The organism is Enterobacter sp. 50588862 (genome assembly GCF_001462935.1).
In the GTDB taxonomy this organism is placed as follows: Bacteria; Pseudomonadota; Gammaproteobacteria; order Enterobacterales; family Enterobacteriaceae; genus Enterobacter; species Enterobacter bugandensis.
The window spans coordinates 670,392-692,045 of record NZ_LNHM01000007.1; the positions used below are offsets into that span (position 1 = coordinate 670,392).

Here is a 21,654-nt window from a genome sequence, read left to right on the forward strand (position 1 = left end):
TCATCCAACCAGCAAGGTTCCGCGATCCATCAGCGGTATTCACACTTTCCTGGCGTTTTCAACGAAACGCGCAACGACAATAAAGAATACCGGGACGAAAAAGATCGCGAGAAGCGTGCCGCTGATCATGCCGCCAAACACCCCGGTGCCGATAGCGTGCTGCGTGCTGTCACTCGCGCCACGCGCCAGCATCAGTGGCACCACGCCTAACGTAAAGGCTAACGATGTCATCAAAATAGGGCGCAGACGCTGGCTTGCGGCCTGTATTGTTGCCGCCAGCAGGGGTTGTCCTTCCCGGTGGAGCTGCCTTGCAAACTCGACAATCAGAATGGCGTTCTTGGCGGACAGGCCTATCAGGGTGATAAGACCGACCTTAAAGAAAACATCATTCGTCATGCCCGCAACGGAGACGGCAACCACCGCACCGATAAGCCCCAGGGGAACGACCAGCATGACCGCAAAGGGAATTGACCAGCTCTCATACAGGGCGGCGAGCACCATGAACACGACCAGTATCGACAGAACGATCAGACCCGGGAGCTGAGATTCGGATTTTCTCTCCTGCAATGAGCTCCCGGCCCACTCGCCGGCCATCCCCTGCGGTAAATCCCGTGACAACGTCTCCATGGCCTTCATTGCAGTGCCGCTGGATTTGCCCGGGGCCGCACTGCCGGTAATGCGGATAGCAGAATATCCCTGATAACGCGTCAACTGCTGCGGCGCAACGTTCCAGGAAAGCGTCGCAAACGTAGATACTGGCACCATCTGCCCCATACGGTTTTTTACCGATAATTTCAGGATCTGCTCAGGCTGCATGCGGTAAGGGGCGTCGGCCTGAATAATGACCTGCTGAACACGGCCCTTGTTCGTGTAGTCATTAACGTAGTTCGACCCCATGGTGACCGAGAGCGTCTGGTTGATTTCATCAAATGAGACGCCCAGCGCTTCCGCTTTTTCCCGGTCAATCTGAAGGGCCAGGCTTGTTCCTTCCGGCAGACCGTCTATATACACGTCACTCAGTTCAGGACGTTGATTAGCTTTCATAACCAGCGCATCGGCCGCTCTCTTTAACGCCTCGTAGCCCAGTCCCGCCCTGTCCTGCACGTACCAGGTGAAGCCCGAGGAGGTGCCCATATCCGAAATGGCCGGCGGGAGAAGGCTCATCGTGACGGCATCAGAGACGTTAGCCATGCTGGCCTGTATATGGTCGGCTTCATTCTGTGCGGTCGTACCCTGCCGATCTTTCCAGTCCTTCAGCCTGGTGAAGGCCATGGCCGAATTCGGTCCCGAGCCTGAAAACCCAAATCCCAGAATCATAATGTTGCTTTCAATATCCGGCCGGGCCGCAATTTCCTCTTCAAATTTTTTAACCACTCTCAGGGTGCGCTGCATTGTGGCATCGGAAGGCAGCTGAATTGAGGACATAAAATAGCCCTGATCTTCATCCGGAAGAAAGGACGAGGGCAGCGAAGAAAGCCCCAAACATAGCGCAGCACATAGCGCGACGTACAACAGTAGCATACGCCCGGTGCGTCTCAGCACGGCGCCCAGCCCGGATTCGTACCACGTCGTGAGGGTATGAAAGCGGGCGTTAAACCCTGCCGCGAACCTGCCACCAATGTGCTTTGCTGCGCTGTGAGGCTTAAGTAGCGTCGCGCATAGCGCGGGGGTAAGCGTGAGGGCAAGAAATGCCGACAACAGTATGGAGACCGCCATGGAAATACAAAATTGTCGATAAATAATCCCGACGGATCCTTCGGCGAAACCCATGGGAATAAAGACGGCGGTAAGCACCAGCGTGATCCCGATAATTGCCGGCGTGATTTCATTCATGGCCTCCCGGGTCGCGTCGCGCGGAGAGAGTTGTTTTTCTTCCATCAGGCGCTCGACGTTCTCCACGACCACAATAGCGTCATCTACGATAATCCCTATCGCCAGAACCATGCCGAACATGGTCAGAATATTGATGGAGTATCCACTCAATAGCATCACCGTGAAGGTGCCAAGCAGTGCGACGGGGGCAACAATCGCCGGGATAAGCGTACAGCGTATCTTATGCAGAAACAGCAGCATTACGAGGAAGACCAGAACCATCGCTTCCACAAATGTCTGCACCACCTTCATGATGGAGAGCTTCACAAAAGGCGCGGTATCGAAGGGAACCGTAAACGTCATTCCTTCCGGCAACACCTGAGAAAGTTCGTCGATGCGTGCGCGTACGCCTGCAGCCGTGCTCATCGCATTGGCGCCAGGGGATAGCTGGACTGCCGCAGCCGTTGCGGGAACGCCATTTTCGCGGATACCGAAAGCGTAGCTTTGCAGGCCGGACTCAATGCGCGCGACGTCGGACAGCTTCAGCCTTGCGCCGGATGCCTCTGATTTCAGAGTAATATTCCTGAAAGCCTCTACGGAAGTGAGTTGCCCCTTCACGGTGATCGGATAGGTTACGCCTTGCCCTTCAGATGCGGGTTCATCTCCCGTTTTGCCGGGCGAAACCAGGGCATTTTGCTGGCCAACGGCGGTAAGCACATCGCTCACCGAAAGTCCGTAGCTATGAAGCTTCATCGGGTCCAGCCAGATGCGCAGCGCTTTTTCGCCACCAAACAGCTGAATTTTCCCTACTCCAGGTACGCGGCGAAGCTCGTCGCTGACATGCCGGGCAAAGTAATCGCTTAAATCGGCTTCCTCAAATTTACCGGTTGTGGACTTCAGCCCCACCATCATTAAAAAACCGGAATTGGCCGCCTCGACGTTGATGCCATTTTGCCTGACCGCCTGTGGCAAACGCGGCTCCACAATTTTAATCTGGTTCTGAAGGTCCATCTGCGCCAGCTTGATGTCCGTGCCGGGCTTAAACGTCACGGTAATAGACGCAGAACCGGTTGTGTCACTGGATGATTCGAAGTAAAGCAAATTATCGACGCCAGATATTTCGCGCTCAAGTAACGACACCACCGACGTATTCATAATATCGGGGCTGGCACCCGGGTAGGTGACAGAAATAATAATCCCAGGCGGTGCCACCGCCGGATACTGCGCAACCGGCAGCCGGGGGATAGACAATGCGCCCGCCAGGACGATAAAAAGCGCCACGACCCAGGCGAAAATGGGACGTTCAATAAAGAAATGAGGCATTAATTTAACTTCCAGATACGTGACTCTTTCAGTGAGTTATTTTGTTCAAGATGGTGTGATGGAGAGTCTACAACTCGCCTGTTTAGCGGACATGGGCGGTTTATGGAGAGAGTGTGGAGCGAAACAACACGGTTGTTTAAATCATTCTCACGATGAGGTACAACGGTGAACCGCCAAAAAAGAGAATTAAATAACACTCATAGTAAAACACCAAATCGTTAAAATCTGGCGTAGCGTTCAGCAGCACAGTGAACGTAATAATGAGATAAACAAAAATCACCATTAGCCAGAAGGCGATGAGAAGTAATTCAGTGAACGCGCCTGCTTTGTTTTGTATTATCAGAGAGACAACCGACAAGGCAATGCAGCCATAGATCATGGGGGAAGAGAGTAGCGTTGCGGCGACTTTCTCATCCATTTTATGCATCAATACCAGCCAGGTATAAAGTAATCCCCACGATAGCAGCAGGAAGAGAGAAAATATGCCGATTTTTTTAGGAGAGAAGTATTTCGAAAGTTCCATGTTCATTATCTCAGCCAAATTCAGAAAGCCATTAAGCGACAGGGGTATTTACCACGTTAAACGAAAGACGGTTTAACTCCGAATAACTATTGTGGGCTGACATTGTCGAGTCTTTATTGACTGAATGTGTAGGCTGTATGGAGAAATTGCCGGGCACTTAAATTAATCCAGGAAATTTTCGCGGCCACGGCACTTTTTCCCGGAGCCTGTGTCTTATTGTGCTAAAGATATCTGATAGCGTGCTCAAAGGGATTTCACCCGCGGAGATAAAATGAACAAAAATACTCTAATCCTTGTTGTTGAAGATGAAAACGAAATTGCCGATATACTGATGAGATACTTAGAGCGTTCTGGGATGAAAACGCTGAGAGCCCGGCAGGGCGAGCAGGCGATAGCGCTTAATCGGCTCCATAAACCCGATCTTATCTTGCTGGATATCCATCTGCCCGTATGCGATGGCTGGAGCGTACTCACGACGCTCCGTCAGGAAAGTTCTGTGCCCGTCATTATGGTGTCCGCACTCGATCAGGACGTGGATAAGCTGATGGGGCTCAGGCTTGGCGCGGACGATTACGTCATCAAACCATTCAATCCTTCTGAAGTGGTCGCGCGAGTTGAAGCCGTGCTGCGCAGAACCAGACCCGCTCTCCAGCAGGCGGGTGCCGTGCCTCTCAGGACGCCTTTTATTACGGTCTACCCGGACGATTTCTACGTTGAGGTCACCGTGGGCGAAGAGGTAGTCTCCCCAGTATTAACGACGACGGAATTTAAACTTCTTACTTACCTGGTGAGATACCCGCGAAAGGTCTGTTCCCGGGAAGAGTTACTTAACGCGTGTCTGCCGGAAGGCGATACGCTCGACAGAACGGTAGACAGCCATATGAGCAAGCTGCGTAAAAAGCTGGAGCTTGCAGGCCTTTATGGCGTTCCTGAGAGCATCAGGGGGATGGGCTATCGACTCGGGGAGAAAAAATGAACAGAGATTCTGTCCTGAGTCGGCAGATCTTAACGTATATGCTGCTGCTGACGTTTATGATCATTGCCATTGCGGTACTGGGCTCCTGGTTTTTTTACTCTTTTATTCTCGATCACCTCCCCGGCGGTGCCGTTGAGGGCGATGACGAGCAAATGACGATGTGGGACTGGGTGTGGATCGGGACCGCGACAACAATCAGTCTGATAATCGCGATATTTTTAACGATAAAACTTTCTTCACGAATACTCACCCCGTTAAACGCGGTAGCGTCCAGCCTGAGAAAAATTTCTCAGGGCCAGCTGGATGCCCGTGCTTATTGCGCCAGCTCCCGTCTGGGAGAGGTCAATCATCTGGTCACGGATTTCAATGAAATGGCGGAAAAACTCCAGACGCTGGATATTCAGAGGAAATCCTGGAACGCCGCCATTGCCCATGAGCTGAGAACCCCGGTCACGATTTTACGCGGGCGGCTTCAGGGGCTGGTTGACGGCGTTTTTGAGCCGGATCCGCTGCTTTTTAATAATCTTCTCAAGCAGACTGAGGGGTTAACCCGTTTGATTGAAGATCTTCGGGTGATCAGCTCTGACGGCGGGGCGGGTTATACGCTGTATAAATCCAGAACGGACCTCAAAGGCACAATCCAGGATGCGCTTGATATTTTCATGCCCGAGTTCAAGCACAATCAGTTTGTGATTAAAACAGCGTTGAGGGAACAGCGATGCGTGTTCGATCCGTTGCGCATCAATCAGTGTCTGGCCGTTCTGTTTGACAACGCATTACATTATTCAACTTCGCGGAAACTCATCGTAAAAAATGGCGTCTCTGATAAAGGCAATTATATCCTTATTGAGGATGGCGGGCCGGGCATCCCCAGGGAATTTCATGATTTCTTATTTCAACCTTTCCAGCGGGATAAAGGTGCCAGAGATGTTAATCCCGAAGGATGTGGTTTAGGGTTATCGGTGGTAAAAGCCATCATGCTGGCTCATGGTGGCGATGTAACGTATACCTTATCGAAGCAAAACCACTCCCTGTTCAAACTGACCTGGCCCGATGCCTGAGTCCTGGCGGCAGGTCAGCCTGGCCTGCCCGCCGATAGCGGCAACTGCCATATATCGCCTAACTTTGTATCCCATTCCAGAGGGGTAATTCGCAGTTTGCCCCGTTTTGGGCTTAAGGTTATTTCACTGAAGTAAATTTCATCGCTTTTCAACATGAGGTCAACGCGGCAGTAGTCAAGACCCTTCGCCAGCTCCTGAGCGGCCAGCAGAGCCTCACGGAACAATTTCGGCTCGCCGGGCGCAACCGGCGTATTAGGATATTCCATCTGGAAGGGCTGTAAATTCCAGTGTCGGTCGTAAACGTTGATAAACTCTCTGCCGAGGTCATCCGTAAAATCGGCCTCAACATAGTGTGCGACCCCGTGAAAACAGTGAATTCTCAGCATTTCCGGCGTGCTGTTCCTGTCCGCATTATTGAAAAGATCGACATAGGGCTCACACAGTATAACGGGTGTAATATTTTTGTACTGCCACTCGCGCGTGGTGTAATACAAATTCTTCTTTAATGCGAGAGTGAGCTTTTTACGGGCCTGTCGGTAATTGAACTGGTCTTTATTTGTACAGATTATTGTGCTTCCACTGTCATGATTGCACTTAAGGACGAATTGATCGGGCAGTGTTGAAAAATCGATATGCGAAAACCTGCGGTATACCCCAATCAAAGGCACCGCTTTTACTCGCGTTGTTCTGGACGCAACGTATTCGCGGACGGCGAGTTTATCGGCAAGCATTGTGTAGAGATTATTATGGTCATAGACCAGGCGATGACATATTTTTTCACTCAACGTAGTGGGTGATTTAATGTCAGGGGTTATGCCTGATGTCTTTTTGAGTTTTGCAGTATGAAAATTGAGGTCCGTCATGAAATATGAACAGCATTTTCTGATGAGATACTCCGTATATTTTAGAACATATGTGGTGGTGTTCATTTCTTCTCCTCCGTAATGTCCCGGTATTCTGGAGAAGAACTATTGATGGATATTGCTTAAAATATGGAGCAGGGATGGAGACAAAAAATAAAAGGATTAAATAGCGCACGCAGGCTATTTAATCCTTATTTGAGCGGAGCAATCCGTGTTTACCGCCGCGCTTAACGGTCTTTTCTCCACGCATCGGCGGTCAATGCTTCACCGAAATGCCCGGCAATCAGCCTTTTCGTCAGCTCATGAAGCGGGGAGGCCATCACATCCGCCGTGCTGCCGCGCTCGACGACTTCCCCCTGGTGCATGACCATTACCTGATCGCTGATGTGCTTCATCATCCCCAGGTGCTGGGTAACGTAGATGTAGGAGATACCCTGCTTTTCCTGTAATTCGAGCATCAGGTTAATCAGCTGCGAGCGCATAGACATATCCAGCGAGGCAAGCGCTTCGTCTGCAACGATCACTTTCGGGCGCAGAATCAACGCGCGGGCCAGACCCAGACGCTGTTTCTGACCGGGGGCCAGCATATGCGGGTAGTAGCTTTCGTGATCCGGTAACAGCCCAACCATACGCAGCGTTTCGAAGATACGCTTGCGGCGCGCCTCTGGCTCCAGTTCGGTATTCAGACGCAGAGGGAAATCAAGGATCTGCGAAATGCGCTGGCGTGGATTAAGCGAGGTAGACGGATCCTGGAAGATCATGCGGATGCGCTGGCTGCGGAAAGAGTAATCGCCAAACTGCAGAGGATGATCGTCAATCAACACTTCTCCAGCAGTGGGCTCGACCATGCCGGCAAGCATTTTCGCCAGCGTGGATTTACCGGAGCCGTTTTCGCCGATGATCGCCAGCGTCTGTTTTTCACGCAGGGTAAAACTCAGCGGTTTAACCGCTTCGACAGTCTGACGATGAAACAGCCCCGTGCGATAGCGAAAGGTCTTAGTCAGATTGCGGACTTCCAGCAAGGTTTCGACCATTTCACTCTCTCTCCATGTTCAGCGGGAAATGACAGGCGTAAAGATGATTTTTGGCGCCGGTCAGGCGCGGCGTTTCGATACATTTACGCTGAGCATACGGACAACGCGGCCCCAGACGACAGCCTATCGGCAACGATTCCAGCAGCGGAATCGCTCCGGGCAGGGTATTCAGACGGCTCTTGTGCGGCATGGCGCTGCCAAAATCAGGAATGGCGCGGATAAGCGCCTGCGTATATGGATGGTGCGGCGCGGCGATCAGCTCCTCACTCGGGGCAGTTTCGACCGTTTGCCCGCAGTACATCACGTCAATTTTATCCGCCCATTTGCTGAGCATTTGCAGGTCATGGCTGATCAGCAAAATGGTGGTGTTATTGTTCTGGTTCAGGCGCGACAGCAGGCGGAAAATTTGTGCCTGGGTGGTCGGCTCCATCGCGTTGGTGGGTTCATCCGCAATCAGCAAACGCGGCTGATTAGCCAGGGCGATGGCAATCATCACCTTCTGGCATTCACCGTCGGTCAGCTCATACGGGAAGCTGCGCATCGCGTCTTTATGGTCTTTGATCCCGACGCGGTGTAATAGCTCAATGGCGCGGCGCTTGCGCCAGCCGAAACGCTGCCACCAGCGGCCTTTATAGGTCCAGCCGGGAATGTTCTGCATCAGCTGTTTGCCTACGCGCTCGGACGGATCGAGGCAGGACTGTGGCTCCTGGAAAATCATCGAGACGTTATGGCCGACCAGCTTGCGACGCTCGCGCGGGGAGAGGCGCAGCAGGTCTATATCGTCGAACCGCATGCGGTCGGCGGTCACGCGCCAGTTGTCTTTCGCCACGCCGCAGATCGCTTTGGCGATCAGGCTTTTTCCCGAACCAGATTCACCCACCAGCCCGCGAATCTCGCCCTCGGCGAGAGTAATGCTGATGCGATCGACGGCTTTAACCCAGCCTTCACCGGTTTTGAATTCAATGGTGAGGTTGCGAATATCAAGAAGCGGCATTATTGCACCCCCGCGTTAATTGCACGGCGAATACCGTCGCCCAGCAGGTTGATCAGCAACACGCTTACCATAATCGCCGCCCCCGGCAGCATAACCGTCCACGGCGCCACGTAGATCAATTCCAGCGCGTCACCGAGCATCGCACCCCATTCAGGGGACGGCAGCTGCGCACCGAGGTCGAGGAACCCGAGCGCAGCGATGTCCAGAATCGCCATCGACAGCGCACGGGTGATCTCGGTGACCAGCCCGGCGGCGATGTTTGGCAGAACGGCAAACCACAGAATATTGAAGGTCGTCGCGCCGTCCAGACGGGCCGCAACGACATACTCTTTTTCCAGCTCGTCATGCACCATGCTGTAAACCGAGCGCACGATGCGGGGGAGGATAGCCAGCCAGACGGCGAACATGGCATGCGACAGATGCGGACCGGCAAAGGCAACCACAATGATTGCCAGCAGCAGGGACGGAATCGACAGCAGCGTGTCCAGAATGTGGTTCAGCACCGCCGAGCGCAGGCCATGCGTGGAGCCCGCGAAAATACCGAGCGCCAGTCCACAGAGCGTCGCCGCGAGCGTCACGACAAACGCGCCGCCCACCGTCGGGGCAGCCCCGCTTAACAGACGGCTCAATACGTCGCGTCCGAGATCGTCAGTGCCGAGGAAGAATGAGACTTCGCCGTAGCGTGACCAGGAAGGCGGTAGCAGCTGATAGCCAAGGAACTGCTGATCAATGCCATAAGGCGCAAACCACGAACCAAAGAGGCAAAGCAATACCAGACCGGCGCAACCATAAAGGCCGATCATTGCCGTGGTGTCACCATAGAACTTTCGCCACACGGTACGCAGCGCACCGGGCGTGCGCTTTTCACTGTAAACGTTATCGTAAGGCATACCATTCCTTATGCTTCAATGGGTTAGCCATCGCACCCAAAATATCGGACAACACGTTGACAATAATGACCAGCGAACCAATCACCATCACACCCGCTGAGATAGCAGCATAATCCTGCTGACGGATGGCGTTAATCAGCCAGCGTCCCAGCCCGGGCCAGCTAAAGACCATCTCGGTGATCATGGCCAGCGTAAGCATGGTGGAAAACTGCAGCCCCAGGCGCGGAATTACCGGCGGCAGAGCGTTGTGCAGGACGTTGCGGCGCAGTATGGTCAGGCGCGACAATCCGCGCGTGGCGGCAGCTTTGACATAGTTCTGCTCAAACACCTCGATGGTGCTCAGGCGCATCAGGCGGATCACCTCGGTTGTCGGCGCAACCGCCAGCGTCAGCACCGGCAGTACCATATGACGCAGGGCGCTGACGATCATCTCATGGCGCCAGACGGAATCGGACAGCCAGGCGTCAATGATGGCAAAACCCGTTACCGTTTTAACCGTATAAAGCAGGTCAAAACGGCCAGAGACCGGTAGCCAACCCATCGTCAGCGAGAAGAACAGCGTCAGCAGCAGCGCCAGCCAGAATACCGGGATAGAGAAGCCGAGCAGGGCAAGGGCGCTGATAAACTTATCCTGCCATTTGTTGCGGTAGATCCCGGCCAGCATGCCCACGGGAATACCTACCATCAGGGCAAAGCCGAAGGCCAGAATGCACAGCTCCATCGTGGCCGGGAACACCTCCTTCAGCTGCTCGGAGATAAGCTGCCCGTTGATGCTCGACACGCCGAAATCCCAGTGCAGCAGACCGTTAAACCAGAACAGCCAGGCATCCCACAGCGATGAGCCCTGTAGCGGGGCATGCGGCGTGAAATAGCTCAGGCTGAAGCCGACAAAGTTCAGGAAAAAGAGCGTCACCAGCAGTAAAAGGAGCCGACGCAAGGTAAAAATAATCATGGTTTTTTCACCTCTTGTTCTTTTTCACGCGATACGCCGGCGAACGAGGCGTTGCCGAACGGGCTCAGCACCAGGCCTTTAATATCATAGCGGTAGGCCTGAAGGCGCAGGGAAGAGGCCAGCGGAAGCACCGGCAGTTCCTGAGCGAGTATCTTTTGCGCTTCATCGTAAGCGTCAATGCGCGAGGCCAGCTGTTGGGAAGAGAGCGCTTTTTGCAGCACGGCGTCGAACTCCCGGTTACACCAGTGGGCGTAGTTGGTCTGCGAATTTATCGCAGCACAGCTCAGCAGCGGCCGGAAGAAGCTGTCCGGATCGTTACTGTCGGTAGCCCAGCCTGTCAGGGTGAGGTCGTGATTCATATCCATCAGGCGCGCCTCCTGGAAACGGCCCTCAACCGGTACGATGATCACCTTGACGCCCACCTGCGCCATATCCGCCTGCAGCAGTTCAGCGGTTTTCAGCGGGCTCGGGTTCCACGCCTGGGAGCTGGTGGGCACCCAAAGCTGGAGCGTCAGGTTTTCCGCGCCCAGAGCTTTCAGTTGTTCACGCGCTTTTGCCGGATTGTATTCCGTAATTTTAGCCTCACCGTCGTAGGCCCACGAGGCGCGCGGTAAAATTGAGGCGGCGGTTTCCGCCGTGCCGTAGTAGATCGACTGCATCAGACGCTGGTTGTTGATCGCCAGCGCCAGAGCGTGACGTACGGCAGGGTTGTTCAGCGGCGGCTTATCGGTGTTAAAGGCCAGATAAGCGATGTTCATCCCCGGGCGTAACGTCAGGCGCAGACGCGGATCGTCGCGCAAAATGGTGAGCTGGCTGGCAGCGGGCCAGGCGAGCACGTCGCATTCCCCGGTGAGCAGTTTGGAGAGCCGTCCCGTTCCGCCAGACCCGAGATCGACCACCACCTGCGGCATCAGCGGCGTACCGCGCCAGAAATGTTCGTGGCGCTGCAGGCGAATATATTGCCCCGCGCGGTATTCGGCCAGCTGGAACGGGCCGGTACCGACCGGCTGGCGGTCGAGCAGCTCCTGACGATCTTTTTTCGTCAGCTTCGCCGCGTATTCGGCGGACATAACGGACGCATAGTGGGTCGCAAGGTGCCAGAGGAAGGAGGCATCCGGGCGCGTCAGCGTAAATTCAACCGTCCGGCTGTCCAGCTTGCGCACGCTTTTAACGGTGTCGGCAAACTGCAGGCTGTCGAAATAGGGGAAATTATCCCCGTTAACGTTATGCCACGGGTGGTTACGGTTAAAGATACGCTGGAAGGTGAAGACCACGTCATCCGCGTTCAGCTTGCGCGTAGGGGTAAACCACGGCGTACGCTGAAACGCGACATCATCGCGCAGGCGAAAACGGTAGGTTGCACCGTTATCCAGGACTTCCCAGCTTTCCGCAAGTTCAGGCACCAGGCGATAGGTGTACGGGTCGACATCAAGCAGACGGTCGTAAAGCTGCGCGGCGAGCGTATCCACAATCAGGCCGCTGCCCGCTTTTTGCGGGTTGAAGGTGTCCACCTGGCCACTGACGCAATAGACGAAGCCGCTGTCACGAATGTCAGGCTGCGTAGACTGCCCGGGCGCAGCAAACGCCAGGCCGCTGAACAGACCGAGTGCAAAAAAGGACGATAAAACCAGACGCATAATTTTTAAGGTTTTTAGGTTCGATCTGCAAAGTGTATCGCACTTACGCCTGCTTCGTAAAAATGTCTGCGGGTAAGTGCCGATATTGTCAGCGCATTTGATGCTTTTTAAGCAATGCCCGTAACTGATGGTAGGTCAGGCCCAGGAATTCAGCCGCGCGTTTCTGGTTATATTTCGCCGCCTTCAGGCTTTGCTCCAGCAGCTGTTGCTCCTGCTCGTGCTGGAACTGGCGCAAATCAAGGGGCAGCGCGGGAGTATCGCCTGATGATGACGGGGAGGAAACCGGCGGCGCATTGCGCTGAAAAGGATCGATAATGATATTGTCCAGCTCCGTCTCGCTGCTGCCGTGGCGGTAAACAGAACGCTCCACAACGTTCTTCAGTTCGCGGATATTTCCCGGCCAGCGGTAGGCCAGAAGCGTCTCCCGCGCATGATCGCTGAAGCCGGGGAAAAGAGGGAGACCGAGCTCGCGGCACATCTGAATCGCAAATTGTTGAGCAAGCAGCATGATGTCGCTTCTCCTGTCGCGCAGGGGCGGAAGCTGAACGACGTCAAAGGCCAGGCGGTCAAGCAGATCGGCACGGAATTTCTCCTCCGCGACCATCTCCGGCAGATTGGCGTTGGTGGCGCAGACCAGGCGCACGTTAACCTGCAGCGGCTGGCTGCCGCCGACGCGCTCCAGTTCACCATACTCAATTACGCGCAGCAGCTTTTCCTGCACCAGCATCGGCGCGGTGGCGAGTTCATCAAGGAACAGGGTGCCGCCGTCGGCGCGCTCAAAACGTCCCGGATGGCGCTTTTGAGCGCCGGTAAACGCGCCCGCCTCGTGGCCGAACAGCTCGGTGTCGAGCAGGTTTTCATTCAGCGCCGCACAGTTTAGAGAAATGAAGGGGCCGTCCCAGCGTCCGGATAAATAGTGCAGACGGTTAGCAATCAGTTCCTTACCCGTGCCGCGCTCGCCGATAATGAGCACCGGTTTGTTGAGCGGCGCAAGGCGAGAGACCTGTTCCAGCACCTCAAGAAAGCTGTTGGCTTCGCCGAGTAAGTTATCTTTGTATTGAGCCATGATGAAATTAACCACTCCTTAGCGATATTCACCAGGTCAGCATAGTTCTGTGATGAATAAAAATCAATCACACCGTGTAAAATCAATAAGATAAAAAACTGGCACGGGAATTGTATTATCAGTACAGCAGGGCATAGCCCGATAACAGAACTATGAGGATTTGATTATGGGTATTTTTTCTCGTTTTGCCGACATCGTGAACGCCAACATCAACTCACTGCTGGAGAAAGCAGAAGATCCGCAGAAGCTGGTGCGCCTGATGATTCAGGAGATGGAAGACACGCTGGTTGAAGTGCGTTCTACCTCCGCCCGTGCGCTGGCTGAGAAAAAGCAGTTAACGCGCCGTATTGAGCAGGCCACCGCTCAGCTCAATGAATGGCAGGAAAAGGCGGAACTCGCCCTGCGCAAAGATAAAGAAGATCTTGCTCGCGCAGCGTTAATTGAAAAGCAGAAGCTGGCGGACATGATCGCTACGCTGGAGCATGAAGTCACGCTGGTGGAAGACACGCTCACCCGCATGAAAAAAGAGATTGGTGAGCTCGAAAATAAACTGAGCGAAACCCGTGCGCGTCAGCAGGCGCTGACCCTGCGTCATCAGGCGGCAAGCTCTTCCCGCGACGTGCGTCGTCAGCTGGACAGTGGCAAGCTGGATGAGGCCATGGCGCGTTTTGAGTCATTCGAGCGTCGTATCGACCAGATGGAAGCGGAAGCAGAGAGCCACGGCATCGGTAAGCAAAAGTCGCTGGATCAACAGTTTGCCGATCTGAAAGCGGACGATGAAATCAGCGAGCAGCTGGCGGCATTGAAAGCCAAAATGAAGCAAGATAACCAATAATAATGTTGCGGCACCTGAGCGTGCCGCTAAGCATCCGACGACAAGGAGTACACATGAGCGCGCTTTTCCTGGCCATTCCCCTGACGATTTTCGTGCTGTTTGTTTTGCCGATTTGGCTATGGCTGCACTACAGCAACCGTTCTTCAGGGAACGATTTATCCCAGAGTGAACAACAACGTCTTGCGCAGCTTACCGACCAGGCTAACAAGATGCGCGATCGCATTCAGGCGCTGGAAGCAATCCTGGATGCAGAACATCCTAACTGGAGGGACCGTTAATGTCAGGACTGAATCTGAACAAAAAATTGTGGCGAATTCCACAGCAGGGCATGGTGCGCGGCGTTTGCGCCGGGCTGGCCCATTATCTCGACGTTCCGGTAAAGCTGGTTCGTGTGGTCACGGTGCTGTCGATATTTTTCGGCCTGGCGTTTATCACTTTCGTGGCCTACATCGTGCTGTCGTTTGTACTTGACCCGATGCCGGAAGGCGAACTGGCTGCGGAAGGCGCGCCTACCAGTAACGATCTTCTCAATGCGGTTGACGATCGGCTGGCTGAAGGGGAGAAGCGGTTACGTGAAATGGAACGCTATGTCACATCCGATACCTTTACGCTGAGAAGTCGTTTTCGTCAGCTTTAAGAGAGAATATACATGAAGAAAAACTGGCAACAGGCCGGTCAGAAGGTAAAACCCGGCCTGAAAATCGCAGGTAAACTGGTTCTGATGACGGCGTTACGTTACGGCCCGGCAGGTGTGGCGGGCTGGGCGATCAAATCTGTTGCCCGCAAGCCGGTCAGAATGTTGCTGGCCGTGGCGCTTGAACCTCTGTTGCAAAAAGCGGCAAAGCGGCTGTCACGCCGTTACTTATCCCGATAATTCACGCTCGCGTTAGCCCTTTCTCTCCCCGGAAGGGCTAACGACATTTCATCCCTTTCCCTCACTTTCTTTGCGGCAGCTCACATTACTGCACAGAGCTTCTTTGTAATTGCGTTTTTCAGCCTCCCGGTTCGTTGACAGATATTTTTCAGGGGAGTAGATTGCCCTTCGTGGGACCGCTACCATGGAAAATAATGTGAACGCAAAAATTAAAAAACTTATCAATCATATTTACGGTAAATCATTTTCTGAAGCACATTTTAAAGTGTTATTAACAAAGCTTGAACAAGCTGCTGTTGATATTACAGAAAAGCGTAAATCAGGCTGGGATGAAAAAGATGTCGTTCTGATCACCTACGCCGATCAGTTCTCCGCGAAAGGGGAGAAAGCGTTGCCGGTATTTACCCGCTTTTATAATGAGTGGCTTGCTCGCACGTTTTCCCATGTCCACCTTTTACCTTTTTATCCGTGGTCCTCTGATGACGGATTTTCCGTTATTGATTACCACAACGTTGCGCCTGAAACCGGGACCTGGCAAGACGTTGCTGATTTAAAACAGTCTGCCAGCTTAATGTTTGATTTCGTCTGCAACCATATGTCAGCAAAAAGTGAATGGTTTGCTAATTATCTTGCGCAGAAACCTGGCTACGAAGATTTCTTTATTGCTGTCGATCCTGAAACTGATTTATCTGCGGTGACGCGTCCTCGCGCATTACCGTTGCTGACGCCATTTACGCTGCATGATGGCAGCGTGCGTCATCTTTGGACCACCTTCAGCGATGACCAGATCGATCTCAACTTCGCCTCGCCTCAGGTGCTGATTGCGATGGTTGACGTGCTGCTCCATTACCTGGCGGAAGGGGCGCGTTATATCCGTCTGGACGCCGTCGGATTTATGTGGAAGATCCCTGGAACAAGCTGTATCCATCTGGAACAGACTCACTGCCTTATCCAGCTTTTCCGTGCTATTACCGAGGCCGTGGCGCCGGGTACCGTGATCATTACTGAGACGAACGTTCCGCATAAGGACAATATCTCTTATTTCGGTGACGGTGAAAATGAAGCCCAGATGGTCTACCAGTTCTCCTTGCCGCCGCTGGTGCTGCATGCTGTGCACCGTCAGGATGTTAACGCTCTCTGTCAGTGGGCGGGATCGCTGGCGCTGCCTTCAACAAAAACGACCTGGTTCAATTTCCTGGCGTCTCATGACGGTATCGGTCTGAACCCACTGCGCGGCATTCTGCCGGAATCAGAAATCCTCGCACTGGTTGAGAAACTTCAGCAGGAAGGGGCGCTGGTCAACTGGAAAAATAATCCTGACGGTACGCGCAGTCCTTACGAAATTAATGTAACCTATCTTGACGCGTTAAGCGCGCAAAACAGTTCAGATGATGAACGCATTGCGCGCTTTATTCTGGCGCATGCGGTGCTGTTAAGTTTCCCAGGTGTACCTGCCGTGTATATTCAAAGTATTCTTGGCTCCCGTAACGATTATGAAGGGGTCGAGCGCCTCGGCTATAACCGCGCGATAAACCGCAAGAAATATACTGCAGGTCAGGTTGATCTCGAACTTAACAATAAAAATAGCATTCGTCATAAAATTTATTCCCGTTTAAGCGAGTTTATTGCGATTCGTCGTGGGGAAAGTGCGTTTCACCCTGATGCCCAGGCATTTTTTGAATCACTGGATGAACAAATTCTTAAAATTGTTCGCGTGGCTGAAAACGGTGAGAGAATTACAGCCCTGTTTAATTTTAGTAATAACGTTCATACCGTTTATGGGGACACGCTTACTGGTATGGAATTACTATCAGGACAAGCTGTTAGCGGTAAAGAGCTGACCCTCAATCCATGGCAGGTTATGTGGATTAAAGAAAACTAAAAAGGACCCTAAAATGAAAATGCCCAAAATTGTGCTGTTATCAGCACTGGTTTCGTGCGCCCTGTTATCAGGCTGTAAAGATGATAAAGCGTCTGCTGTGACCATTGAGTTCATGCACTCGTCAGTAGAGCAGGAGCGCCAGGCGGTTATTACGAAACTGATCGAAAAATTCGAGAAAGAAAACCCCGGCATTACGGTGAAGCAGGTGCCGGTGGAAGAAGATGCCTACAACACCAAAGTGATTACGCTCGCCAGAACGGGCGCGCTGCCTGAAGTGATTGAAGTCAGCCATGATTACGCGAAAGTCATGGATAAGGAACAACTGCTGGATCGCAAGGCTATCGGTGAAGCCATTGAAGCGGTAGGCGAAAAGACCTTCTATGACGGGATCCTGCGTGTTGTGCGTACTGAAGACGGCACAGCCTGGACGGGGGTGCCGATGAGCGCCTGGCTGTCCGGCATCTGGTATCACAAAGATGTGCTTGCCGCTGCGGGTATTCAGGAACCGCATAACTGGGAACAGCTGCTGAAAGCCAGCCAGAAGCTTAACGACCCGGCCAACAAACATTACGGTATTGCGCTGCCCACCGCGGAAAGCGTCATGACCGAGCAGGCGTTCTCCCAGTTTGCGCTTTCCGGCGGCGCGAACGTTTTTGATGCCAACGGAAACGTTGAAATTGACACCCCTGAAATGGCGAAAGCGCTGGCGTTCTATAAAGCGCTGGCCGCGACCACCATGCCGGGCTCGAACGACGTCATGGAGATCAAAGATGCCTTCATGAACGGTTCTGCACCGATGGCCGTCTATTCCACCTACATCCTGCCGGCGGTATTCCAGGATGGTAACCCTGCCAATCTTGGCTTCGTTGTCCCGACAGAAAAGTCCTCAGCCGTTTATGGCATGGTCACCTCGTTGACGATCACCAGCGGACAAACCGAAGAAGAAACGCAAGCGGCTGAAAAGTTTGTGACGTGGATGGAGCAGGCTCAAAACGCAACCGACTGGGTCATGATGTCGCCGGGCGCGGCGCTGCCGGTGAACACGCTGGTCGTAGGAACGGATACCTGGAAAAACAACGAGGTGATTAAAGCGTTTGGGCAACTGCCTTATGAACTGATCGCCCAATTCCCGAACGTACAGGTGTTTGGTGCTGTCGGCGACAAAAACTTCACGCGCATGGGCGATGTGACAGGGTCCGGCATTATCAGCTCCATGGTGCATAACGTCACCGTGGGTAAACAAGATCTCAGCGCAACGCTTAGCAAGAGCCAGACGCGACTGACTGACCTGATTTCACAACGATAGGAGCGCTCTGCGGAAGGAAATTATGAAGACGTTGTTTTCTGGTCGTTCAGATATGCCTTTCGCCATGCTGCTGTTGGCCCCCAGCCTGATTTTGCTGGGGGGCCTGGTGGCCTGGCCAATGATTTCCAATATTGAAATCAGTTTCTTACGCCTGCCGCTTAACCCGCGTATTGATGCGGTGTTTGTTGGCCTGGATAACTACATCCGCATTCTGGGGGATGCTGCGTTCTGGCACTCGCTGTGGATGACGTTCTGGTATACGGCGCTGGTCGTGCTCGGCAGCACCGGGCTGGGGCTTGCCGTCGCCATCTTCTTTAACCGTGAGTTTCGTCTCCGGAAGACGGCGCGTTCGCTGGTGATTTTATCCTACGTGACGCCATCTATTTCCCTGGTATTTGCCTGGAAATACATGTTCAACAACGGCTACGGCATTGTGAACTATCTGGGCGTCGATCTGCTGCATCTGTATGACCAGGCGCCGCTCTGGTTCGATAACCCTGGCAGCAGCTTCGTGCTGGTGGTGCTGTTCGCCATCTGGCGCTACTTCCCGTATGCCTTTATCTCATTCCTGGCGATTTTGCAGACCATTGATAAATCGCTGTATGAAGCGGCAGAGATGGACGGAGCCAACGCCTGGCAGCGTTTCCGTATCGTCACGTTGCCCGCCATCATGCCTGTACTGGCAACGGTGGTGACGCTACGAACCATCTGGATGTTCTACATGTTTGCGGATGTTTATCTGCTGACCACGAAGGTCGATATTCTGGGCGTGTATCTCTATAAAACTGCCTTTGCATTCAACGATCTGGGCAAAGCAGCCGCCATTTCTGTTGTGCTGTTTGTGATCATCTTCGCCGTCATTCTGCTGACCAGAAAAAGGGTAAACCTCAATGGCAACAAATAAACGCATACTGGGCCGTATTGGTTTCTATCTGGGGCTGGCGGTATTTCTGATTATCACGCTGTTCCCGTTCTTCGTGATGCTGATGACGTCATTCAAGAGCGCGAAAGAGGCCATATCGCTGAATCCGACTATTCTGCCGCAGGCGTGGACGCTTCAGCATTACGTTGACATCTTTAACCCGCTAATTTTCCCGTTCGTGGATTATTTCCGCAACAGCATGGTGGTGTCGCTGACGTCATCGGTAATTGCGGTGTTTCTCGGCACGCTGGGCGCTTACGCCTTGTCCAAGCTGCGTTTTAAAGGACGCGCGACGATCAACGCGAGCTTCTACACCGTCTATATGTTCTCCGGGATTTTGCTGGTGGTGCCGCTGTTCAAAATCATCACCGCGCTCGGCATTTACGACACTGAACTGGCGCTCATCATCACCATGGTGACCCAGACGTTGCCTACGGCGGTATTCATGCTGCGCAGCTATTTCGACACCATTCCGGACGAAATAGAAGAGGCCGCGATGATGGATGGTCTGAACCGCCTGCAAATCATCTTCCGCATTACCGTGCCGCTGGCCATTTCCGGTCTCGTGTCGGTGTTTGTTTACTGCTTCATGGTGGCATGGAACGACTACCTGTTTGCCTCCATTTTCCTGTCCAGCGCCAGCAACTTTACCCTGCCGGTCGGGCTGAACACGCTCTTTAGTACGCCAGATTATATCTGGGGTCGCATGATGGCGGCATCGCTGGTGACGGCGCTTCCGGTGGTCATCATGTACGCACTCTCTGAACGTTTTATTAAAAGTGGTTTGACCGCCGGTGGCGTCAAGGGCTAAGGCGGCCAATTTTTTATCAGGAGCAAGTTATGAAGAAGTTAGTTGCGACAGCGCCACGCGTAGCGGCGCTGGTGGAGTATGAAGACCGTGCTGTGGAAGCACATGAAGTGAAAATTCGCGCCCGCTTTGGCGCCCCGAAGCACGGAACGGAAGTCGTGGATTTCCGCGCGGCAAGCCCGTTTATTGATGAAGAGTTCAACGCAGAGTGGCAGATGTTCACGCCGCGTGAAGAGGGCGCTGCGCGCGGTATCGAATTCGGTAAGTTCCAGCTGGGCAACATGATCGTTGGCGACATTATTGAATGCGGTGCAGACGTAACGGAATACCAGATCGGCGACAGCGTCTGCTGCTACGGCCCGCTGCAGGAGACGGTCATCGTAAACGCGGTGAACAACTATAAGCTGCGTAAAATGCCGCAGGGCGCGTCCTGGAAGAATGCCGTTTGCTACGATCCGGCGCAGTTCGCCATGAGCGGCGTGCGTGATGCCAACGTCCGTGTGGGTGACTTTGTTGTCGTAGTCGGTCTGGGAGCCATCGGACAGATTGCGATTCAGCTGGCGAAAAAAGCCGGTGCGTCAGTGGTTATCGGCGTTGATCCGATTGAACACCGCTGTGAGATCGCTCGCCGTCACGGCGCGGACCACTGCCTGAATCCAATCGGTACCGATGTCGGTCTGGAAATCAAAAAGCTGACCGGGAAGCAGGGCGCGGACGTGATCATCGAAACCAGCGGCTTTGCGGATGCGCTGCAGTCCGCGCTGCGCGGGCTCGCCTACGGCGGCACCATCTCCTACGTGGCCTTCGCCAAACCGTTTGCGGCAGGCTTCAACCTGGGCCGCGAAGCGCACTTCAACAACGCGAAGATTGTCTTCTCCCGCGCCTGCAGTGAACCGAACCCGGACTATCCCCGCTGGAGCCGCAAGCGTATCGAAGAGACCTGCTGGGAATTGCTGATGAACGGTTATCTGAACTGTGAAGATCTGATCGACCCGGTCGTGACCTTCACCACCAGCCCGGAAAGCTATATGAAGTATGTCGATCAGCATCCGGAACTCAGTATCAAAATGGGCGTCACTTTTTAAGCTAAGGACAGCAAATCATGAAGATCGCAACACAAAACCAGGCCTTTTTCCCGACCAACATCATGGAAAAATTCGAGTACATCAAAGCGATGGGTTTTGATGGCTACGAAATTGACGGACGTCTGCTGGTGGAAAATCTCGACGACGTGAAAGCCGCTATCAAAGCCACGGGCCTGCCGGTGACGACAGCATGTGGCGGGTACGATGGCTGGATCGGTGATTTCATCGAAGAACGCCGTCTGAACGGATTACAGCAGATCGAACGCATTCTGGAAGCGCTGGCGGAAGTCGGCGGAAAGGGCATTATCGTGCCTGCGGCCTGGGGCATGTTTACCTTCCGTCTGCCGCCAATGACCTCTCCACGCAGCCTGGACGGTGACCGCAAAGCCGTAAGCGCCTCGCTGCGCTGGCTTGATGAGGTGGCCGCGCGCACCGGCACCACCGTCTACCTGGAGCCGCTGAACCGCTACCAGGATCATATGATCAACACCCTGGCAGACGCGCGTCGTTATATCGAAGAGAACGGCCTGAAACACGTGCAGATCATCGGTGATTTCTATCACATGAACATTGAAGAAGACTCGCTGACGGACGCGCTGCATCAGAACCGCGATCTGCTGGGTCATGTTCACATTGCAGATAACCACCGCTATCAGCCGGGCAGCGGCAGCCTCGATTTCGCCAGCCTGTTCGATCAGCTGCGTGCCGATAACTATCAGGGATACGTAGTGTATGAATGCCGTGTTCGCGCCGAGGATCCGGCTAAGGCTTATCAGGACTCTCTCACTTATTTGCGTGAATGCTAAGGATG

The 21,654-nt window shown here is 53.6% G+C and carries 21 protein-coding genes; 12 read left to right on the forward strand and 9 right to left on the reverse strand.

All coding sequences use genetic code 11. The features are described 5' to 3' along the window. Positions 1-39 precede the first annotated feature (39 nt). Together APT89_RS03595 and crrC are read right to left on the reverse strand one after the other, a co-directional pair. Positions 40-3,135, reverse strand: coding sequence for a multidrug efflux RND transporter permease subunit (locus tag APT89_RS03595; protein ID WP_047364967.1), 3,096 nt, complete (start codon positions 3,133-3,135; stop codon positions 40-42). A gap of 136 nt (positions 3,136-3,271) precedes the next feature. Further along, positions 3,272-3,658: a colistin resistant protein CrrC gene (gene crrC / locus APT89_RS03600; protein WP_041909660.1), complete on the reverse strand. Its 387-nt coding sequence runs from the start codon at positions 3,656-3,658 to the stop codon at positions 3,272-3,274. 271 nt (positions 3,659-3,929) lie between these two features. Between crrC and APT89_RS03605 the strand changes: the two genes are divergently transcribed. Both APT89_RS03605 and APT89_RS03610 read left to right on the forward strand, forming a co-directional pair. Beyond that, positions 3,930-4,634, forward strand: coding sequence for a response regulator (locus APT89_RS03605; protein ID WP_041909662.1), 705 nt, complete (start codon positions 3,930-3,932; stop codon positions 4,632-4,634). Continuing rightward, a complete protein-coding gene (locus tag APT89_RS03610) occupies positions 4,631-5,695 on the forward strand; it encodes an ATP-binding protein (RefSeq protein WP_041909664.1) in 1,065 nt (354 codons plus the stop codon). The genes APT89_RS03605 and APT89_RS03610 overlap by 4 nt, the downstream gene beginning before the upstream one ends. A 14-nt stretch (positions 5,696-5,709) precedes the next feature. Here APT89_RS03610 and APT89_RS03615 read toward each other — a convergent pair whose 3' ends face one another. The 7 genes from APT89_RS03615 to pspF all read right to left on the reverse strand — a co-directional run bounded on the left by APT89_RS03615 (position 5,710) and on the right by pspF (position 13,146). Further along, positions 5,710-6,624 carry an ATP-grasp fold amidoligase family protein gene (locus APT89_RS03615; protein WP_060571747.1) on the reverse strand — a complete coding sequence of 305 codons (915 nt, stop codon included), beginning with the start codon at positions 6,622-6,624 and terminating at the stop codon, positions 5,710-5,712. Positions 6,625-6,785: 161 nt separating this feature from the next. Continuing rightward, positions 6,786-7,592, reverse strand: a complete 807-nt coding sequence (sapF, locus tag APT89_RS03620; RefSeq protein WP_041909668.1) for a putrescine export ABC transporter ATP-binding protein SapF — start codon at positions 7,590-7,592, stop codon at positions 6,786-6,788. A 1-nt stretch (position 7,593) separates the two neighbouring features. After that, on the reverse strand, positions 7,594-8,586 hold the full coding sequence (gene sapD, locus APT89_RS03625; RefSeq protein ID WP_028013384.1) for a putrescine export ABC transporter ATP-binding protein SapD: 993 nt from the start codon (positions 8,584-8,586) through the stop codon (positions 7,594-7,596). Further along, the gene (sapC, locus tag APT89_RS03630; RefSeq protein ID WP_028013383.1) at positions 8,586-9,476 is read right to left on the reverse strand and encodes a putrescine export ABC transporter permease SapC; all 891 of its coding nucleotides are present in this window, start codon (positions 9,474-9,476) and stop codon (positions 8,586-8,588) included. The genes sapD and sapC overlap by 1 nt, the downstream gene beginning before the upstream one ends. Next, positions 9,463-10,428 carry a putrescine export ABC transporter permease SapB gene (gene sapB / locus APT89_RS03635; protein ID WP_041909670.1) on the reverse strand — a complete coding sequence of 322 codons (966 nt, stop codon included), beginning with the start codon at positions 10,426-10,428 and terminating at the stop codon, positions 9,463-9,465. The genes sapC and sapB overlap by 14 nt, the downstream gene beginning before the upstream one ends. After that, complete coding sequence (gene sapA, locus APT89_RS03640) at positions 10,425-12,065, reverse strand: ABC transporter substrate-binding protein SapA (protein WP_028013381.1); 1,641 nt, start codon at positions 12,063-12,065, stop codon at positions 10,425-10,427. The genes sapB and sapA overlap by 4 nt, the downstream gene beginning before the upstream one ends. An 88-nt stretch (positions 12,066-12,153) precedes the next feature. Next, positions 12,154-13,146: a phage shock protein operon transcriptional activator gene (gene pspF, locus APT89_RS03645; protein ID WP_192841520.1), complete on the reverse strand. Its 993-nt coding sequence runs from the start codon at positions 13,144-13,146 to the stop codon at positions 12,154-12,156. Positions 13,147-13,297: 151 nt separating this feature from the next. Between pspF and pspA the strand changes: the two genes are divergently transcribed. From pspA to APT89_RS03695, 10 genes are all read left to right on the forward strand, one after another. Beyond that, on the forward strand, positions 13,298-13,966 hold the full coding sequence (pspA, locus tag APT89_RS03650; protein ID WP_028013379.1) for a phage shock protein PspA: 669 nt from the start codon (positions 13,298-13,300) through the stop codon (positions 13,964-13,966). A gap of 53 nt (positions 13,967-14,019) precedes the next feature. Then, complete coding sequence (gene pspB, locus APT89_RS03655) at positions 14,020-14,244, forward strand: envelope stress response membrane protein PspB (RefSeq protein ID WP_028013378.1); 225 nt, start codon at positions 14,020-14,022, stop codon at positions 14,242-14,244. Next, complete coding sequence (pspC, locus tag APT89_RS03660; protein WP_028013377.1) at positions 14,244-14,603, forward strand: envelope stress response membrane protein PspC; 360 nt, start codon at positions 14,244-14,246, stop codon at positions 14,601-14,603. The genes pspB and pspC overlap by 1 nt, the downstream gene beginning before the upstream one ends. Before the next feature lie 12 nt (positions 14,604-14,615). Beyond that, complete coding sequence (gene pspD / locus APT89_RS03665; RefSeq protein WP_028013376.1) at positions 14,616-14,840, forward strand: phage shock protein PspD; 225 nt, start codon at positions 14,616-14,618, stop codon at positions 14,838-14,840. Positions 14,841-15,024: 184 nt separating this feature from the next. Beyond that, positions 15,025-16,722, forward strand: coding sequence for a sugar phosphorylase (locus APT89_RS03670; protein ID WP_060571749.1), 1,698 nt, complete (start codon positions 15,025-15,027; stop codon positions 16,720-16,722). A gap of 13 nt (positions 16,723-16,735) precedes the next feature. Then, the gene (locus APT89_RS03675) at positions 16,736-18,028 is read left to right on the forward strand and encodes an ABC transporter substrate-binding protein (protein WP_041909679.1); all 1,293 of its coding nucleotides are present in this window, start codon (positions 16,736-16,738) and stop codon (positions 18,026-18,028) included. Between the two features lie 22 nt (positions 18,029-18,050). Further along, a complete protein-coding gene (locus tag APT89_RS03680) occupies positions 18,051-18,932 on the forward strand; it encodes a carbohydrate ABC transporter permease (protein ID WP_028013373.1) in 882 nt (293 codons plus the stop codon). Continuing rightward, positions 18,919-19,761 carry a carbohydrate ABC transporter permease gene (locus tag APT89_RS03685; protein WP_028013372.1) on the forward strand — a complete coding sequence of 281 codons (843 nt, stop codon included), beginning with the start codon at positions 18,919-18,921 and terminating at the stop codon, positions 19,759-19,761. The genes APT89_RS03680 and APT89_RS03685 overlap by 14 nt, the downstream gene beginning before the upstream one ends. A 29-nt stretch (positions 19,762-19,790) precedes the next feature. Next, positions 19,791-20,843: a zinc-dependent alcohol dehydrogenase gene (locus tag APT89_RS03690; protein ID WP_041909681.1), complete on the forward strand. Its 1,053-nt coding sequence runs from the start codon at positions 19,791-19,793 to the stop codon at positions 20,841-20,843. Positions 20,844-20,860: 17 nt separating this feature from the next. Next, a complete protein-coding gene (locus APT89_RS03695) occupies positions 20,861-21,649 on the forward strand; it encodes a sugar phosphate isomerase/epimerase family protein (RefSeq protein ID WP_041909683.1) in 789 nt (262 codons plus the stop codon). The last annotated feature ends 5 nt before the right edge of the window (positions 21,650-21,654 follow it).

Coding starts and splice junctions, on each gene's coding strand:
- APT89_RS03695 (WP_041909683.1), top strand. CDS start 20,861: ATGAAGATCGCAACACAAAACCAGGCCTTTTTCCCGACCAACATCATG.
- sapA (WP_028013381.1), bottom strand. CDS start 12,065: ATGCGTCTGGTTTTATCGTCCTTTTTTGCACTCGGTCTGTTCAGCGGC.
- sapB (WP_041909670.1), bottom strand. CDS start 10,428: ATGATTATTTTTACCTTGCGTCGGCTCCTTTTACTGCTGGTGACGCTC.
- APT89_RS03675 (WP_041909679.1), top strand. CDS start 16,736: ATGAAAATGCCCAAAATTGTGCTGTTATCAGCACTGGTTTCGTGCGCC.
- pspC (WP_028013377.1), top strand. CDS start 14,244: ATGTCAGGACTGAATCTGAACAAAAAATTGTGGCGAATTCCACAGCAG.
- APT89_RS03610 (WP_041909664.1), top strand. CDS start 4,631: ATGAACAGAGATTCTGTCCTGAGTCGGCAGATCTTAACGTATATGCTG.
- sapD (WP_028013384.1), bottom strand. CDS start 8,586: ATGCCGCTTCTTGATATTCGCAACCTCACCATTGAATTCAAAACCGGT.
- APT89_RS03680 (WP_028013373.1), top strand. CDS start 18,051: ATGAAGACGTTGTTTTCTGGTCGTTCAGATATGCCTTTCGCCATGCTG.
- sapC (WP_028013383.1), bottom strand. CDS start 9,476: ATGCCTTACGATAACGTTTACAGTGAAAAGCGCACGCCCGGTGCGCTG.
- APT89_RS03685 (WP_028013372.1), top strand. CDS start 18,919: ATGGCAACAAATAAACGCATACTGGGCCGTATTGGTTTCTATCTGGGG.
- pspB (WP_028013378.1), top strand. CDS start 14,020: ATGAGCGCGCTTTTCCTGGCCATTCCCCTGACGATTTTCGTGCTGTTT.
- pspA (WP_028013379.1), top strand. CDS start 13,298: ATGGGTATTTTTTCTCGTTTTGCCGACATCGTGAACGCCAACATCAAC.
- crrC (WP_041909660.1), bottom strand. CDS start 3,658: ATGGAACTTTCGAAATACTTCTCTCCTAAAAAAATCGGCATATTTTCT.
- APT89_RS03595 (WP_047364967.1), bottom strand. CDS start 3,135: ATGCCTCATTTCTTTATTGAACGTCCCATTTTCGCCTGGGTCGTGGCG.
- sapF (WP_041909668.1), bottom strand. CDS start 7,592: ATGGTCGAAACCTTGCTGGAAGTCCGCAATCTGACTAAGACCTTTCGC.
- APT89_RS03615 (WP_060571747.1), bottom strand. CDS start 6,624: ATGAACACCACCACATATGTTCTAAAATATACGGAGTATCTCATCAGA.
- pspD (WP_028013376.1), top strand. CDS start 14,616: ATGAAGAAAAACTGGCAACAGGCCGGTCAGAAGGTAAAACCCGGCCTG.
- APT89_RS03690 (WP_041909681.1), top strand. CDS start 19,791: ATGAAGAAGTTAGTTGCGACAGCGCCACGCGTAGCGGCGCTGGTGGAG.
- APT89_RS03605 (WP_041909662.1), top strand. CDS start 3,930: ATGAACAAAAATACTCTAATCCTTGTTGTTGAAGATGAAAACGAAATT.
- APT89_RS03670 (WP_060571749.1), top strand. CDS start 15,025: ATGGAAAATAATGTGAACGCAAAAATTAAAAAACTTATCAATCATATT.